Here is a 16,481-nt window from a genome sequence, read left to right as displayed (position 1 = left end):
TTCTCCTGATCTGTAGGCATCGAGAATTTCTTTATGATTCATACGATTTACTCCCTTCTATGATGTTTTGCACACTCTTAAAATCCAATTTTCCTTGCGCCACCTCTTGCATCAAACCGATGATCTGCTCGTCAGTGTACAGGCTTTTCATTTGATTTTGCGGCGGGGCTGCCGCGCTTTGATGTTGCCCTTCAGCTTTTAGAGCCACATGAGCAGAAAGTGCTTGAACTGTCTGGAATTCAAGGATATCCCGGCCGGTCAACTTGATCCGAATGGTCTTTTCTAAATGACGCATCAGCTTTCGGCCAAGAATCGAGTCCATCCCATATTCCTGAAAGTTCCTTTTGAAACTGATTTGATGCCGTGACAGGCTCAGCTCTCGTTCTAGAAATTGTACGATGATGTCTTGAATGTGTTTCTCTTCCTTGGACTCGTCAGTCTCACTTTGGATGACTTGTGACGACAGCCTCATGGCATTTGGTTTTTGGTTATCTGATGAAATCCAATAGCGTTCCTTTGCAAATGGATAGCCGGGTAACGGAACGATACGGACCTTATTGTCTTCATGGAGCAATTCCCATGAAATTTGATTTCCTTTCGTCCACCAATCTGCTATCTTTTTAAAATCTTTTTCTATGACGACCGTTTTCAGAGATGTTTCATCTCGTTCTTCTGAAATGTCTTCCACATTCCCTGTATAAAAGGATGTAAATTGGCCGAATGATTCACCATTCTTCACCGCTTCTGCATATTCCTTCAATTTTCGCACCAGTTGTTCCTGATGATTCACTACGATCGCCAGTCTTGCTTCCATTGCTTTTCTTCCAACCTGGAGTGTATACGCAACATCAGGTAAAGAAAGGTTGTCATGATGCTCTGCATACTCAAGCATTTGCAGAACAGCATCGTGAAGCCGATCCTCATTTTGAGCAGAAAGCACGATGACTTGCGGATGTTCAGTTGGCTCTGGGTGCGTGTATGGCTGCTCATCCGGAATGTATTCTTCAATGACAGCATGCGCGTTCGTACCGCTGATACCCGTTGTGCTGATTGTTCCCATCCTCGGCTTATGATTTTTTCTCAGCCATGGCTGATTCTCTTTGTGCAGCACAAAAGGACTTTCTTTAAACTGAATATACGGGTTGCTCGTTTCGCATTCATGAGTAGCCGGAATGGTCTGATTTTTCATCGCCATCAGCATACTGATCAAAGCCACCACACCGGAAGCTGCAAAAGTGTGTCCGATTAATGATTTAATCGAGCCGATCGTGCAGAATTGCTTCTGTTTCGTATATTTGCTGAACGCGCTCGTTAATGCTTGGACTTCAAGCGGATCTCCCAGATTTGATCCAGTGCTGTGCGCCATCACATATTGAATATCCAGCGGATTGATCTGATAATTTTCATAAATGCTTTCTATTAATTCTGTCTGGCTAAAAGGATTGGGAGCTGTCATTCCATTGGTTTTGCCGTCATAATTCACACCGCTTGCTTTGATACATCCATAAATGTGATCTTGATCTTCCATTGCCTTTGATAATGGTTTCAGCAGTACAGCTGCTACCGCTTCACCAGGCACAAGCCCATTGGCATCCTGATCAAACACTTTGCATGTTCCGTCTGGAGAAAGCATTTCGGCTCGTGTCAGCGCCTCATAAGACATTTGAGAAATATTCAGACTGACGCCACCGGCTAAAGCCATTTCACAGTCTCCCTGACGCAAGGCTGCACAAGCCTGATGAATGGCTACAAGTCCTGAGGAACACGCCGCCGTCAACGCCATATTAGGTCCTTTTAAATCTAATGCGTATGCGATTCGCGCAGCCAATGTGGCGTTTTGAGTGCCGGTAATGTAATCCGTCTCACCGGTTAAATGCGCATATTCTCCTTCTTCCACACCCACATAAACGCCGCAGGACTTTCCTTTAATCCGGTTTCCCATATATCCTGCGTCCTCAAATGTATGCCAAGCTTCCTCCAGAAAAATTCGCTGGCGCGGGTCCATGCTTTCGGCTTCTTTAGGCGATATGTGAAAAAACAGCGGATCAAATTGGTCTATGTCTTTCAAAAATGCGCCCCATCTTGGCACTGCTTGTTCTGGATCTCCTTTCACTTCACGCCAGTCCCAGCGGTCTTTCGGAACTTCAGAAATGCAATTTTTCCCGTGTTTCAGATTGTCCCACAATTCATGAACCGAATCAGCTTGAGGAAACCTGCCGCTCATTCCGATAATGGCGATAGGCTCTGCGTAATGCCGCCGGCCGCTTTTATTGCTGTTTTCTGACTTGGGGGCTGCAGGAACAGGCTCATCAGCTTCAGGCTGCTTCTGTACGCCAGCTGTGTCATCCCGGTAAAATTCCTCGATCAGCTCTTTATGATCCGTTAAAAAGTAGCGGATCAATTCTTTTAAAGTCGAATAGCCAAAAAATAAAGCAGGCGTTATCTCGACTTTGTAATGGTTAGTTAACACGTTCGAGAATTTAGCCAAGTAGATGGAATCAAATCCAAAGTCGGCCCAGTTCTTATTCAAGTCCAGCTTGTCTTTTGAAATCTTAAGCAATGTGTGAATATGCTCTTTCAAGTCCATTTCCAAACGTTTTTCAACGCTTAACGTCTTCATCTCACCCGATGTTTCTTGTACAGGAGGGTCTATCATGTCCGGTTCTGGCATTGTATGTTCAGTCATTCCTAAAAAACGGCGGACCCGGCTCGGCGGACCGGCTATGATGAGATGCTGCGCATCCTCCTGAGACAAGATGTGTTCAAACATACGGATGCCTTCATCCGCTTCTAAGAAGCGCTGGCCGCTTGATTTCAGGTACATCTCGGTTGTTTCGGCATCCCCGATTGTCATCCCGCCATCTTTCCATACAGGCCAGTTGATGACAAACGTTTTGCCGTGATGAAGCTCGTTTCTGTAATGTGCATAAGCCATTTGGAACCGATTCCCTATCGCATAATCACAAAAACCAAAATCTCCCAAAATAGCGGAAGACGATGAAAAGTAGCAAATAAAATCAAGGGTTTCCTTTTGAAGCCACTCATCAAGCGCTATCGTTCCATTGATTTTCGGTTCAATAATGCGCCGGAAGCTTTCCATCTCTTTTTCAAAAATAGCAGACTCGCTCTCGATACCGGCGGCATGAATGACGCCGTTGATGGCGCCGAACCTGTCTTTTCCGCGTTTCACACAGTCTCCCATAGCGATCGGATCACACACATCCGCCTCTGCATACATGGCTTCGCCGCCTAGATCCTTCAATTCTTTTAATTGTTTTTGTTTTTCTTCATTGATAGGCGTTCGCCCTGTCAGAATGATGTTTGCGGCATAGTTTTCAGCTAAATGCTTAGCGAATAAATAACCGAGACCTCCTAAACCGCCTGTAATCAGGTACGTCCCTCCGGACTTCAATTTGCTGTTGTTTGGTTGTATCGTGGTTTGTTCAATCTGACATACGCATCGTTTCCCATTCTGATACAAGACCGTTTGTTCAGTTGCAGCCTGCAGCTCCGTCCAGATCTTACTTGTCCAATCGTCCATTGATTCTTTTAGATGTTGATCAGCCGCCTGAAAGATTCCTGTCACTTTCGTATTCGGAAGGACAAGCCCGAGTGAACGTTCGAATCCAATCCATGATTCCAGATAACTTCGGTCAAGACCGTTTTCAAAACATCCCGCCAATAACACCCGGGCAGGATGAAGCTTCGCGGCCGCCATGGCTTGCAATAAATAGACTGCACAGGAATAATCCTGAGTAATGCTTGAGTCCTCCGCCGCCCACAAATAGAGGATTGCATCCGGTTCACCATGTTCTTCCTGAATACTCCGGAAGGCTTTCTCAAAAGTGCCGGGGTCTTGCCGTACAATTTGATAGGCGTATGGAGACTGTTTCCCGTACATCTCGCCCTGTGCAATAAAAATGACCTTGGTCTCTGGATCAAAGCTTTTCACAGATGAAGCGAATGCTTTTTGCTCTTCACTGTCAGTCAGAAAACAGACGAGCGTTTTGAAGCTTTTCGATGTGAGAGATGCCTGCCGCTCTGTCCACACTTCTTTAAAAGTCATAACCTCGAAGTTTTCTTCCTCTTCTTGTTCTATATTGTTTTCAAAGGACGTTGTTCTCTTTTCAACATCTTGTGCCCAGTAATGTTCCTTTGCAAAAGGATATGTCGGCAGGCTGATTCGGATCGGCTTATGGGCTCCGTACAGCTTCGTCCAGTCAAAAGACAAGCCCTTCACCCAAAGATCCAGCAGCTTCGTATATTTTCCTTTGCTCACCCAGGCGTCTATCATTTTTTCCGTATCTTCATCAGCTGATAAGACAGCTAATGCTTGTTTGTTATCGTCGATACGATCGAGATACAGGTCATCTGCTTTCATTTCTATAAAATCTTGCAGCTTGCTCTCAAGATCTGTTATTGATTCCGTGATAAAGCCAAGCCTTTCCTCCATTGCTTCACGGCCGGTTTGCAGCGTATAGGCCATCCGGATCAGATCTGTTTCACTGTACCTTTTTTCGCGAACGGCGGAGAGCAGCTGCTCCGCTCTTTCTCGAAGCCGTTCATTGTTTTTCGCTGACAGCACGATCAGAGCAGGAGGATGAGCTTGAGGCGTTTGTGCCTCGATTTTCGGAATATATTCTTCTAAGATCATATGGGCATTTGACCCTCCGGCGCCAAAACTGCTTAATCCGGCGCGTCTCGGCACTTCCCGTCCGTCAATAATCGGACGCTTCCATTCACCGAGCTTTTGCTGAACGATAAACGGAGTATGGCTGAATTCAATATTTGGGTTCAAACGCTCAGAATGCAATGATGGCGCGATTTGACCGTATTTAAATTGAAAAAGGATTTTTGTTAAACCGGCGATGCCGGCTGCACTTTCACAATGACCGATATTGGACTTGCTGGAGCCGATTGCACAGAACTGTCTTTCTTGCGTATCTTCCTCAAACGCTTTTGTTAATCCCGCAATCTCAATCGGATCTCCTAATGCAGTGCCTGTTCCGTGTGCCTCCAGATAACTGATCGTTCGGGCCGGGATATCGGCACGCTGAATGGCTTCTTTAATCAACCGGGCTTGGGCATTTGGATTTGGAACCGTATATCCGTTGGTTTTGCCTCCGCTGTTAATGGAGCTGGCCTTTATCACCCCGTAAATATGGTCACCGTCTTCTATTGCTTTTTGCAGAGGCTTTAAGATAACAGCGCCCACTCCTTCTCCGTCAACAAACCCATCTGCGTGATCACCGAATGATTTACACTTGTCACTTGCAGAAAGCATGTTCATGACAGATAAATTCTGATAGTGAACAGGGTCGACAACCAGATTGACGCCGCCGGCAATGGCGCAATCGCTTGATCCGCTGTAAATGCTTTCTAACGCTAAATGAATCGCAGTCAGAGAAGACGAACAAGCCGTATCAACTGCAAGGCTCGGCCCCTGGAAATTCAGCAAATAGGATACCCTGTTGGCAATGGACCAATAGCCGTAGCCGGTAGGATAATTTTTGTTCATGACCCCGGCAAAGACACCGACCTTTCTGCTTGAACAGAGCGTGTCAGGCGTGTATCCCGCATCTTCAATACTCGCATAGGCGGTTTGCAGGAATAATCGTTCCTGAGGGTCCATTCTTTCTGCTTCCAGCGGAGAAATTTGAAAGAATAAAGGATCAAATGTATCCATACCTTTGATAAATCCGCCCCATTTTGTATAAATCGAGCCCTCTTTTTCTTTATCGTAATATGCTTTCCAATCCCAGCGGTCTTTCGGAATTTCCTCAATACAATTTCTGCCTTCTCTCAGATTGTTCCAAAAATCTTCTGCTGTCTCCGCCTGCGGATAACGTCCGGATATACCGATAATGGCAACATCACGGCTGGCCGGAGCTTGTGATGGCGATGGCGCTTCTTTCTCGCGGCTGCGGCCAAGCTTACGATAGCGCTGGGTTGTTTTAAACGCCTGCCCAGCCTCCTGTGACGATTCGTTATTGATTGTGATCGGCTTGTCATTTTGCACTTGACGGTCAAAACCCGTCAGTTTCATGAGCGCTTCTTTTTTCGTTTTGATTAAGTGTTCCACTAACGCGTCTATTGTCTGATACTCAAAAAATAAAGTGCTGCTCACATGTTCTAGTTCCTTACGTAATGTATTCGTGAGCTGGACAACGACAATAGAATCGATGCCGTACTTTTCAAGCTGTTCAGATGAATCAATTTTACTTGCAGGTATTTTCAATGTTTCTCCGATAAGTTTTTTCATATACTCGGTGCTTTTTTCTATCAAGACGGCATCATTTGATTGTCCGCCTATCTCTGAAGCTATGTTTTGGACAGGTGCCGGCTCCTTCCATGTTGGAGAAAAATCCTTTTCTGCAGAAGGCACACTTTCCATAGCCATACGGCGCACCACTCCGTTGCTTGAGGCTGCTACGATCTGGTGACTGAGGTCATGAACAGCTTCCGCCGGGAAGAACACGGATTCAAAGCCTTCGCTTTCTAATGCCTCTTTCCATTTGTTTGGATATAGACCAGGACAGCCGGGAATTCGCAGTGCAGGATCTTCATACAGCCACCAGCCTTCCAACAGTCCGAAGGTGATATGAGGGAACAAGCTGTTTCCCGCCATTTCATTCAGTAACAGCAATCCGTTGTGCTTCATCACCGCTTTTGCATGCCGCAGCGTTTGACGAATATTTTTCGTCGCGTGAAGGACATTAGCGGCAATTACAATGTCATAGCCGCCTGCCTCGATTTCCTGCTGGTCAATCGGTTTTTCCACGTCAAATTGCTGATATGTCAAGTAAGGATTTTCCGTCCCGTACTCTTTTTCTGCATGCAGCAAAAACGCTTTAGAAAGATCTGTATAACAATATTCCCCTATATGATTTTGATAGGTTTTCAGTTTTTGAAAGATTCCCGCGCTCGTGCCGCCAGTGCCTGCCCCTATTTCCATAATGCGAATAGAGGTTTTAGGGTCCTGCTTCAGCCGTTCATCTACGTAAGCCGTCAACGTATCGGCAAGCACTGCGTTGAAATAGTCTGCAACTTGGTTATGCTTATAAATACCTTCCACCAATTCCATTGAGGAATGCGGGAACATGATATCTGTCGCAGGCACCTTCCCCTTCAGGATATCCGGCAATGCTTTCAGCATGGCCTCAGCTAACACGGTCATCGCTTTTGTATTGCTGTCTTTGAGCCATTCCGCTTTTCTCGTATCCCACTCTTTCCAAAGCATATCTATATCCTCTGCCTTACCCTTCCTCACCAACGAATCTCCATCTTTCTTAAGAAAGTCATGCTGCAGAAGGAATTCGCCGCTTTGCCGGAGCCACTTTTCATAAAATCCACGAGTATTCTTGTTTCGTTGAAGGCGTTCAATCGATAATGTATGACCTTCAAACAGCCCGGCCGTCTGCAATTGTGCTAACAGAATTCTGTAAAGGAGATCATCCAGCTCCTCGTGTGTTACTCTTTCTATTTCTTCTGTTTCCGGCAGGCGCCTCTTCAAGCTTTCGGCGTCTATCGAAGGGTGCTGCGGATAAAGGGTGATGAATTCCTTCTGATTCACACCTTCGACTGCAACAGGTTTAGTCGTATGAATGAAAGCCGTTTGGCTGGCAGGCCCTGAAAGCAGTGCTTCTAACGCCTTCATCCCTTCCTCAGGTTCAATTAAGCCTAAGCCAATTTGATTCATGAGCTGTACATAATTTTCATCTCCGGCCGCTTCACTGTTCCCCCAATATCCCCAATTCATGACTTTAACGGGACAAGTCCAGCTTTGGGAAAGCCGGTAAGCAAAAGCATCTGCGAACGCGCAGCCAGAGGCATAATGGCTTTGCTTCACATTTTTGATATGGGCCACAAGCGAAGAGAAAAACAGAACAAAATCCAAATCCTCCTGCTGAAATACTTGGGCCATACGAACACTTACATCCACCTTCGGCGCCAGTCCGGTTCTGAATTCTTCCAGCGTCATATTTTCCAGGCTTTGCTCAAATAAAACCATTGCAGAATGAACGATCCCATGAATGCGAGAATGGCGCTTTTTCACTTGTTCATAAGCGTGCTGCAATGAATGGATATCCGCGGCATCGGCTGCAATATAGTAAGGCTCAGGTCCAAGTGCTGAGAGACGGTTTAATTTCGCCTGGATGGCATCATTGATTTGACTGCGTCCAATCCAAACGATCTGCGCCTGATAGCGGCGGATCATATACTCACTCCATGCTTCTCCGATGTACCCCGCACCTCCGATGACCACATACACTCCGCCCGTTTGATATAACGTGTCATCTGACGGAGATTGCTGATATGGGATCAATTGCTGCTGATGCCATTGCTGATTCCGATAGGCCCAAGCGTGTCCGTGACGATCTGCAGGGAGTGTAAACATCTGTTTGATCGGCCAAGTGCAGCCTTCTTCAAGGTCAATCAGGCGGATCTTCCAATGCGGGTATTCCTTAGCCATTGTGCCTGTGAGTCCATGAATGCTTGCATGAGCAGGATTGACAGCTTCATATTGAGTAATCGGCTGCGCTTGGACGGTTACAATGGACCACTCCAGCTTTTTCCCGCCATAGCCTAATTGAAGAAGTGCTTTTACAAGCTTAAATACTTGAAGAACGTTTTCTTCCTGTCCTTCGATAAACATATGCTCTGAGTGTGACGGGGCAATCCACATCACATGTTCAATGCTGCCGTACGTTTGCAGCTTCTTCGCTATCGCATCAATGTGATCTGCAGGTTTGATATCCAAAACGGGAGCCTGAGGATAGCGCTGTTTCATTAACTTCCGTTCGTTCTCAGTACCACCTAATAAAACGGCTTGTTCACCAGCAACCGAAACACCGCCGCCCTCCGCATCCGGAGAAACTGGTTCCCAGACAGGAATCATCATCGTATGCCCTATTGGTGAAGAACTAGCGGCTATGACTGCATGTGACTGCTGTTCCCCTTCCAGCGCTCTAATGGAAGCACCCTTCATTTGCACACAAACTTTCCCGTTTTCATCGCATAAATCAATATCGTACTTTCTGATTTTGTCCTCTGCTTTACTGTCTGAACTGAATCGAATATAAGACCACATGTCAGAAGGGCAAGGGCCAAGTATATTAAGCTCCTGCATCGCAAACGGCAGAGACGGCTTATGAGCTTGAGCATCCTTATTGACTGAGCTTACGATAAAACCAATCGATGCATGGAAGGCGGAATCCATCAAACTCGGGTGAAGCAGGAATTGCTGCTTGCCGTCTTCCAAAAAAGCAGGTAAGGAGATTTTTGCAAGCAATTGTTCTTGTCCGACAAGCACTTTTTCAATCCCTTGATAGCCCTCGCCATAGTCAAGCCCTATCTTCCGAAACGCCGCATAGCATTGTTCTGACGTCACTGTGTCCAGACTGCATTCCGCCTGCAGCGCTTGAAGGTCTAAAACAGGAGTGTTCGGTTCAACCGATATGATTGCACTCCCTTGGCTGTGTATCATCGGATTTTCATCTTTGCTGTAAATCTCATAGGTAATCTCTCCGCTATCCTCAGGATAAAGGCCGATATGTATCTCTTTTGGTTCACTTTCAATCGCAATAGGGCGAATCCAGACGATGTCTCTGAGCGACACAACTCTTTGTCCATCTTCCAGATCACCCGCTGCTTTTTCCGCAGCTTCTCTTGCCATTTCTAAATAGGCAACGCCCGGCAGAATTTTCTGTCCCTGCACAATATGATCTGATAGAAAAAATTCCTTGCCTGTAAAGCTAGAGCTAAAGCGCTGCTCAGTAAAGTCTGACGTATTCCGGTGTAGCAGCGGATGTAATGAACTGTTCGCTGCGTCGCTGGTTTTCGTTTCAGGTGCCGGAATCCAATAGCGTTCTTTTGCAAACGGGTAGGTTGGGACACTTATTTTTAGCGGCTTGCGATCGCTGTATAGTTCATCCCAGCCGACCTTTTTTCCTTGAACCCATGATTCCGCGAGGCTCTTCAAATCCTCCGATTTTGTCCCGGCAAACTCATGGCCTTCCTTGGCCTGTCCGGTCCAGCAGTGATCGACTTCTTCACCTTTTACAAATGCTTGAAGTTTATGAGTTAAATCCTTTATGTCTTTAACGATGAAGGCTGCCCGCTCCTCCATCTCCACCCGTCCTGCCTGCAACGTATAAGCAAGCTCCAAAAGATTCATGTCCTCGTGGAGAAACTCAAGGAGTTTCCCGGCGTAAGCATGCAGCCTGTCTTTATTTCTCGCGGACAGTGGAATAATAGTCTCTTCATATTTCACTGAAACAGGGGCTGAGCCGTTCTCTACAGGGATGTATTCCTCCAAAATGATATGCGCATTGGATCCTGACGCTCCAAATGAACTTACACCGGCACGGCGGGGATACTTGATCTCCTTGCCATTTTCTGAAAGTGAGGGCTGCTGCCATTCCTTTGTTTCATGCTGAACAAAAAAAGGTGATTGCTCCAGCTCCAAATACGGATTCAGCTCTTCTGAGTGCAGAGATGGCACAAGCGTTTTATAATGCAGCTGCAGAGCAGTCTTCGTTAAGCCGCTGATGCCGGCCGCAGATTCGGCATGACCAATATTTGATTTCACAGAACCGATCGAACAGAATTGCTGATCCTGCGTATTCCGGCTGAAAGCCTTCACCAATCCTTGAATTTCAATCGGGTCTCCTAAAGAGGTGCCGGTGCCGTGGGCTTCCACATAGCTGACCGTACGCGGATCGATCCCTGTTTTCTCCAAGCAGGCTTCAATGACATCGGCTTGCGCTACAGGGCTCGGAACCGTAATGCCGCTTACCTTGCCTACATGATTAATGGCGCTTCCTTTGATGACGGCATAAATCCGGTCACCGTCCTGTTCGGCTTTTCGCAAGGGCTTTAATAATACCGTTCCAACCCCTTCTCCAGAAACGTATCCGTCACCGCCTTCGCCGAATGTATGACAATAGCCGTCGCTAGAGTGCATCCCAACACTGCCATAGCTGATATATTTAGCCGGATGCAGCGATAAATTGACACCTCCCGCCAGCGCGGCCTCACATTCTCCATTTCGGATGCTCTCTATTGCCAAGTGAACAGCAGTCAAGGAGGAGGAGCAGACCGTGTCCACCGCCATGCTCGGCCCATGGAAATTACAATAGTAAGAAACTCTATTGGCAATTTGCGCATAATTCAGTGACAGAGGGAATGGATTCTGTTCGGATAAAGCCTCCGCACCTATAAGGGAGTAGTCCTTATGCATGACACCGGCAAATACGCCGACATGCCGTCTTTTATTTTCGCCCCGCGGTTCGGCAATTGTCTCTGGTGTATAACCCGCATCTTCAATAGCTTCCCAACACGTCTCTAAAAACAAGCGTTCTTGAGGATCCATGGTTTCCGCTTCTCTTGGAGAGATTCTGAAGAATTGAGGATCAAAGCAATCAGCATCCTCAATGAACCCGCCCCATTTTGAGAAGGGCTTGCCAGAAGGTGATGTCAGCTCTTCGAATTCCTTCCATTCCCAGCGCGAGTTCGGGATTTCACTGATGCAGTCTGTACCTGCCTTCAGATTTTCCCAAAATTGTTGTATGTTTTTCGCTTTAGGGTAACGGCCTGCCATCCCAATAATCGCAATGTCCTCCGCTTTTTTTGATGCAGAGGGGACAGCATCTAAAGACTCCTGCTTTGGTGCAGGAGTCTGGCGGACAGCATCGTCCGCCTCTCCAATCGAATAGTTTTCAGCCAGATACGCTGATAATTCTGCAATCGTTGTATATTCAAACAGCAACGTGGGAGAGAGTTCCTCTCCAATCTGAGATCCTATCGCCTGAACCATTTCAAGCAGGGACGGCGAATCTAACCCAAGCTCATAGTAGCCGGCATGGATATCCATTTGTTCTGCCTGTTTTTCAAGCTGTTCAGCCAGCAGCTGACGTAAAAAACCTTCAATCGCATTGTATTCCCGGCCAGCGTCATGAGAGACAGAAGATTCTTTTAGCAGTCTCTCTTCCTGGGGCTGATCGATTTCTTTTTCAGGCTGAAAGGCCTTCGCGTCCCGGACAGACTTGCTTGCAAAATTTTTGAGTTCGGCTACTTTTTGTCCGGATGAATTAAAATATTCAATCGTCATATAAGTGAGCTCGTTTTTCTGACGCACGGATGAAGCTTGAATTCGCGCCGCACATTCTTTTTGTAATCGCTCTGAAGCTGAAAAGGATTCGTAAAACAAAGGCAGATATACAGTCTGTTCATTTTTATTTACCTTTGAGAGCAGGGTGCTTGACCCTAACCCGCTGGCATCGATGAGCGTCGGATGAAACATAAAAGCCTCAGAATGAAGCAATGCTTCTTGTCCGACAGTGATATCAATCAAAGAGCCCTCTTTTGTATCATATACTTGTCCTTCTGCTTTCATCATGCCTGTATGCACTAAATCTTGACGGCGGCATTGATCATAGATGTCATCGAGATTCAGAATTCTATCGGCCGTTTTTTTCCATTGGTTAAGATCAATCTTTTCCGTGAAAACAGCTGGTTCTTGATGATGCATTTCAGCCGCAGCATATCGTTTTTTGTCCGATAACGACTCTCCATGCTGTTTTTGTCCGTCGATGATGACGGACCATGTCCCTTTTTTGCTTTCAGACACGTGAATTGTCAGGGCAATGTCATACGATGCTTCCGCGATCAGAGGGTAAAAAATGGTCAGGTTTTTTAATTCAAGCTCTTGATAAGCGTAACCATGTTCTTGGAATACTTGATAAATCAAATCTATATAAGCAAGGCCGGGTAATAACGCTTGTCCATATACCTTGTGATTGCACATGACAGGATTATTTAACGAGATGTGCATTTGTTCAGTTATCATATTCCCACTCCTCTCTTATTTGAAAGTTTTCCAAAACATTTCTTTAGAAGCACCCGTATCTGAAAGCTCTTGTCCCCGCACGGTTTCAGCTGATACAGCTCGATTTTCTGTTAAAACGGGCCGCCGGTGTAATGCCGGGAGAGGCAGGGGCGTTCTTCTGATTGGACGCTCAGCCGAGTCATCCCAGGCCTCTATAATCAGGTGGGCATTCGTTCCTCCATCAGCAAAACAATTGATCGCCGCAGCCGGCATTTTCTCTTTCCACGCGGCTGGCGTTTTACAAAAATACAAATCCGTTTCTTCTACATTAAAGTGCGGCATTTTTTCATCTCCTGACAGGAACGGAACCAATTGTCTATGTTTCAGCATCAAAGCGACCTTAACTAGGCTCGCTATCCCTTCTGCACATAATGGGTGGCCGATGTTCGGTTTAACCGACCCCACTCCTAGTGGAGCTTTGCAGCGGGAACGGTAAATGGCTTGAATCGCCTTAAGCTCAAGTAAATCCGTCACTACGGAGCCTGATCCATTTGCTTCAAGATAGCTGATTTCTTCAGGCTTTTTTCCGCTTTTTTCAAGCGCAGACTGCATCACGTCCTTTTGCGCCTCAAGATTCGGTGCGGACGGGCCTGCCGTTCTTCCGTCATTGTTAACAGCCGCGGCTTTAATGACAGCATAGATAGAGTCTCCGTCTTCAATCGCTTGGCTGACTGTTTTGACTAATACCATTCCCACGCCTTCTCCTAAAACGACGCCTTCTGCCCGCTTGTCAAATACATGGAAAGACGGCTTTTCACATAAAAGTCCGCGCTCCTGAAACATTTGATGCGCATCTGTATCAAGCAAACTGACACCGCCGACAACCGCTGCCTCGATATCTCCGCTTCGTAAAGCCTGAATGGCCATATTCAAGCCGACCAATGCAGAGGAACAAGCTGTATCCAGCACGATACTCGGTCCCCGCAAATCAAAAAATTGTGAAATATTAGCGGCTAAATAGTTTTGCCCCCCGGCCACAATCGGATTTCTCGCTTTTGAAAGACTGGACTGTTCAGGTTTGTGCTGACTGCGTCCTCCTATATAAACACCAGCCCGCATGCCTTTCATTTCCTTTTCAGTGTAGCCGGCGTGGTACATCAGTTTCAGACTTTCTTCCAATACAGCCAAAGCCTGAGGGTCCATTGCTCTGACATCATCATCGGACATCAGGAAGAAATCCGGATCAAATCGGTTCATATCCTCAATGACCCCGGCATAATAAGAGCTTGAATGACCAAAGCGTTCAGGCGGCACAGGTTTGATCGCTGACCGACCTTCACGTATTAAATCCCAGTATGCCTCAAGCGTTTCAGCGCCGGGAAATCGGCATGTCAGGCCAATGATCGCGATGTCTTCTGCATGAAGCGCCGGTTTTACATCATTCCCCTTTTGTGTTTGCTGTTCCGCCGCAGAAGCCTGATCGAGTGGCAATGACGCCGCAGCAGGCTTCTGTGAGGCAGTTGGTTGTACAACATCCGGTAAGGCGGATTCACATTCAGATACCAGCCACTTTGCAAAAGATTCTATTGTCGGATATTCAAATAAAATAGATGGATCAATATCTCCTTTTATCTTTTGATTGATCTGCTGTAATAGCTGAGCCAAAATAATCGAATCTATTCCGTATTCTTGAAAAGGCTCATCGGTTTCAAGGTCTTCAGCGCCTATCTTTAGCTCGTCAGAAAAAATAGTCACAAGCCATTCAACGGTTTCACGGAACAAGTTTTGAGCGCTGTCTTGTTCTTTTGCCTCAGCAGTTGGAAACGCCTTAGCTGTGAGAGAATGGCGCATGAGCTTGTCCGGCTGCCATACATCTGTATTGGGCAGCGCCGGCAGGACGACGGCTTGCCGTTTTTCAGAAAGGATCTGATCCAGAAGCTGCAATCCCTCTTCGTTTTTCAAGCTTACTAGTCCGGTCTGTTCTAAAGCTTTGCTTCGAACCTCGCCTAAGCCGGTCTCCTTCCAGTTTGGCCACTGAATGCTGACAATCGGATATTCACCTTTACGGGATTCTGCAAAATAATCCATAAAAGCATTCGCCATCGCATAATCAGCTTGTCCGGCTGCAAGCACGGGAACGGTGGCTGATACTGATGAAAATAAAACAAAAAATTGCAGCGGTTCATCTTTGAGCAGGTCAAATAATGTTTGAAGCCCATCGACTTTCGGCTCCAGTACGTCTTGTATCTCTTCTGCTGATTTTCTTATAAACGCCGGATTATGTTTATTCACTGTCCCGGCACAATGAATCACTCCGCCAATTGATCCCATTGTATGCCGAATCGTCTCGATGCTCTGTTTGACAGCAAGCGGATCGGACAGCTGAAGGGACAGCACTTGTACTTGGGCGCCCATTGCTTCCAACTCTTGGATGACTTTCACTTTCTGAGCAAGCGGCGTGTTTTTCTCTTTGAGCGAATCCCACTGTTCACGCGGAGGCAGCTCTTCACGGCCGGTGAGCACCAATCGTTTCACCCCGTATGTTTGCACAAAATGACGCGCACACACGAATCCAAGTCCTCTTGTCCCGCCTGTAATCAGCAGCACCCGGTCTGACGGAAACGATAATCGCTCTTGATCAACAGCATCTGCTGTTCGCTCTTCCAAATATGCGCGATAACGCCGCCCGCCTCGATAACAGACTTCGGTGTCTGTGCTGTCAGCATAAAACTCATCTGTAATCTGTCTGGCCAGCTCCTTTTCGGCTGTTACATGATCTGTGTCCATATGTCTTGATGTAAGGTGACTGTATTCGCTTTGAAGCATTCGGTATAAACCGGCCCGGGAAGCACCGGACAGATTAACAGCCTTATTTTCGTAAGACTCGAGCCCCTTCGTCACACACAAGACAGTCAAATCTTGCTTCTTTTTACGGCCATGCTCAATCAGTTTTTGCAGCCAACTGATCCAGCTTATCGATTGCTCATGGCTCATTCCGCAGCCGATCAGATCCACTGCTCCGCCGACATTTTCCAAGTCGGCGTCTGATAAATGCTTAAGCTCTCGGCTGTCAATCATGCGATAGTTCGAGAAATACACGGAAAGCTCGCTGGCTAATGTCATGGTCTCGGCGTTTGCCAATATGGCAACCGTTTGGCTTTTACGTTCTGCTGATGTAACCGGGCAATGCTGCCACTGTTTTTGTAAAAAGCAGTGTGTCGTCATCGGTGCAGCAGATTGCAATGCCGAACGGCTGTCTTTTGCTGCGGCATCTTCGTTTGGGAGCCAATAGTACTCTTCTGCAAACGGATAAGCAGGCAGGCTGATTCGGTGAGGCATGTGATCGCTATAAAGCTCGTTCCAATCGATCCGCAGCCCTCTTACCCATAATTCCGCCAGCTTCTCCAGCCTTTTCTTCTCAATCCATGTTTCCAGCAGGGCTTTGGCATCTTTATCTGTTTCATATACTTTCATTTCGCTTTTCTTCGTTTTGACATGCGCAGCATAAATTTCTGTATTGGGAATATCTGCAATATAGTCTTCAAGAGTTTTCATAAGCGCTTCTCTCGAATCAGCCAAAAATGCCATTCGGTAATCCATCGGTTCCCGGCCAGTCTGAAGGGTATATGCCATATCATCCAGATTGATATCT

The 16,481-nt window shown here is 46.7% G+C and carries 2 protein-coding genes (1 of these 2 only partly in view); both read right to left on the bottom strand.

What is annotated here, in order from left to right; translation table 11 throughout:
• Positions 1 to 31: 31 nt before the first annotated feature.
• A complete protein-coding gene (locus tag BTA30_RS01255) occupies positions 32 to 12,850 on the bottom strand; it encodes an SDR family NAD(P)-dependent oxidoreductase (protein WP_076758255.1) in 12,819 nt (4,272 codons plus the stop codon).
• 15 nt (positions 12,851 to 12,865) lie between these two features.
• Positions 12,866 to 16,481: the end of an SDR family NAD(P)-dependent oxidoreductase gene (locus BTA30_RS01250; protein ID WP_094777259.1), read on the bottom strand. Its footprint extends 10,115 nt past the window's final position; only the last 3,616 of its 13,731 coding nucleotides appear in the window; its start codon lies beyond the right edge, outside the window; it ends in the stop codon at positions 12,866 to 12,868.

The organism is Bacillus swezeyi, from assembly GCF_001969815.1.
Classification (GTDB): domain Bacteria; phylum Bacillota; class Bacilli; order Bacillales; family Bacillaceae; genus Bacillus; species Bacillus swezeyi.
Note: the sequence above shows the minus strand (reverse complement) of the source record. Positions and strands in the feature narration are given on the sequence as shown.

What these genes read in the sequence shown, in the direction of transcription:
- BTA30_RS01255 (WP_076758255.1), bottom strand. Translation starts at nt 12,850, where the DNA reads ATGATAACTGAACAAATGCACATCTCGTTAAATAATCCTGTCATGTGC.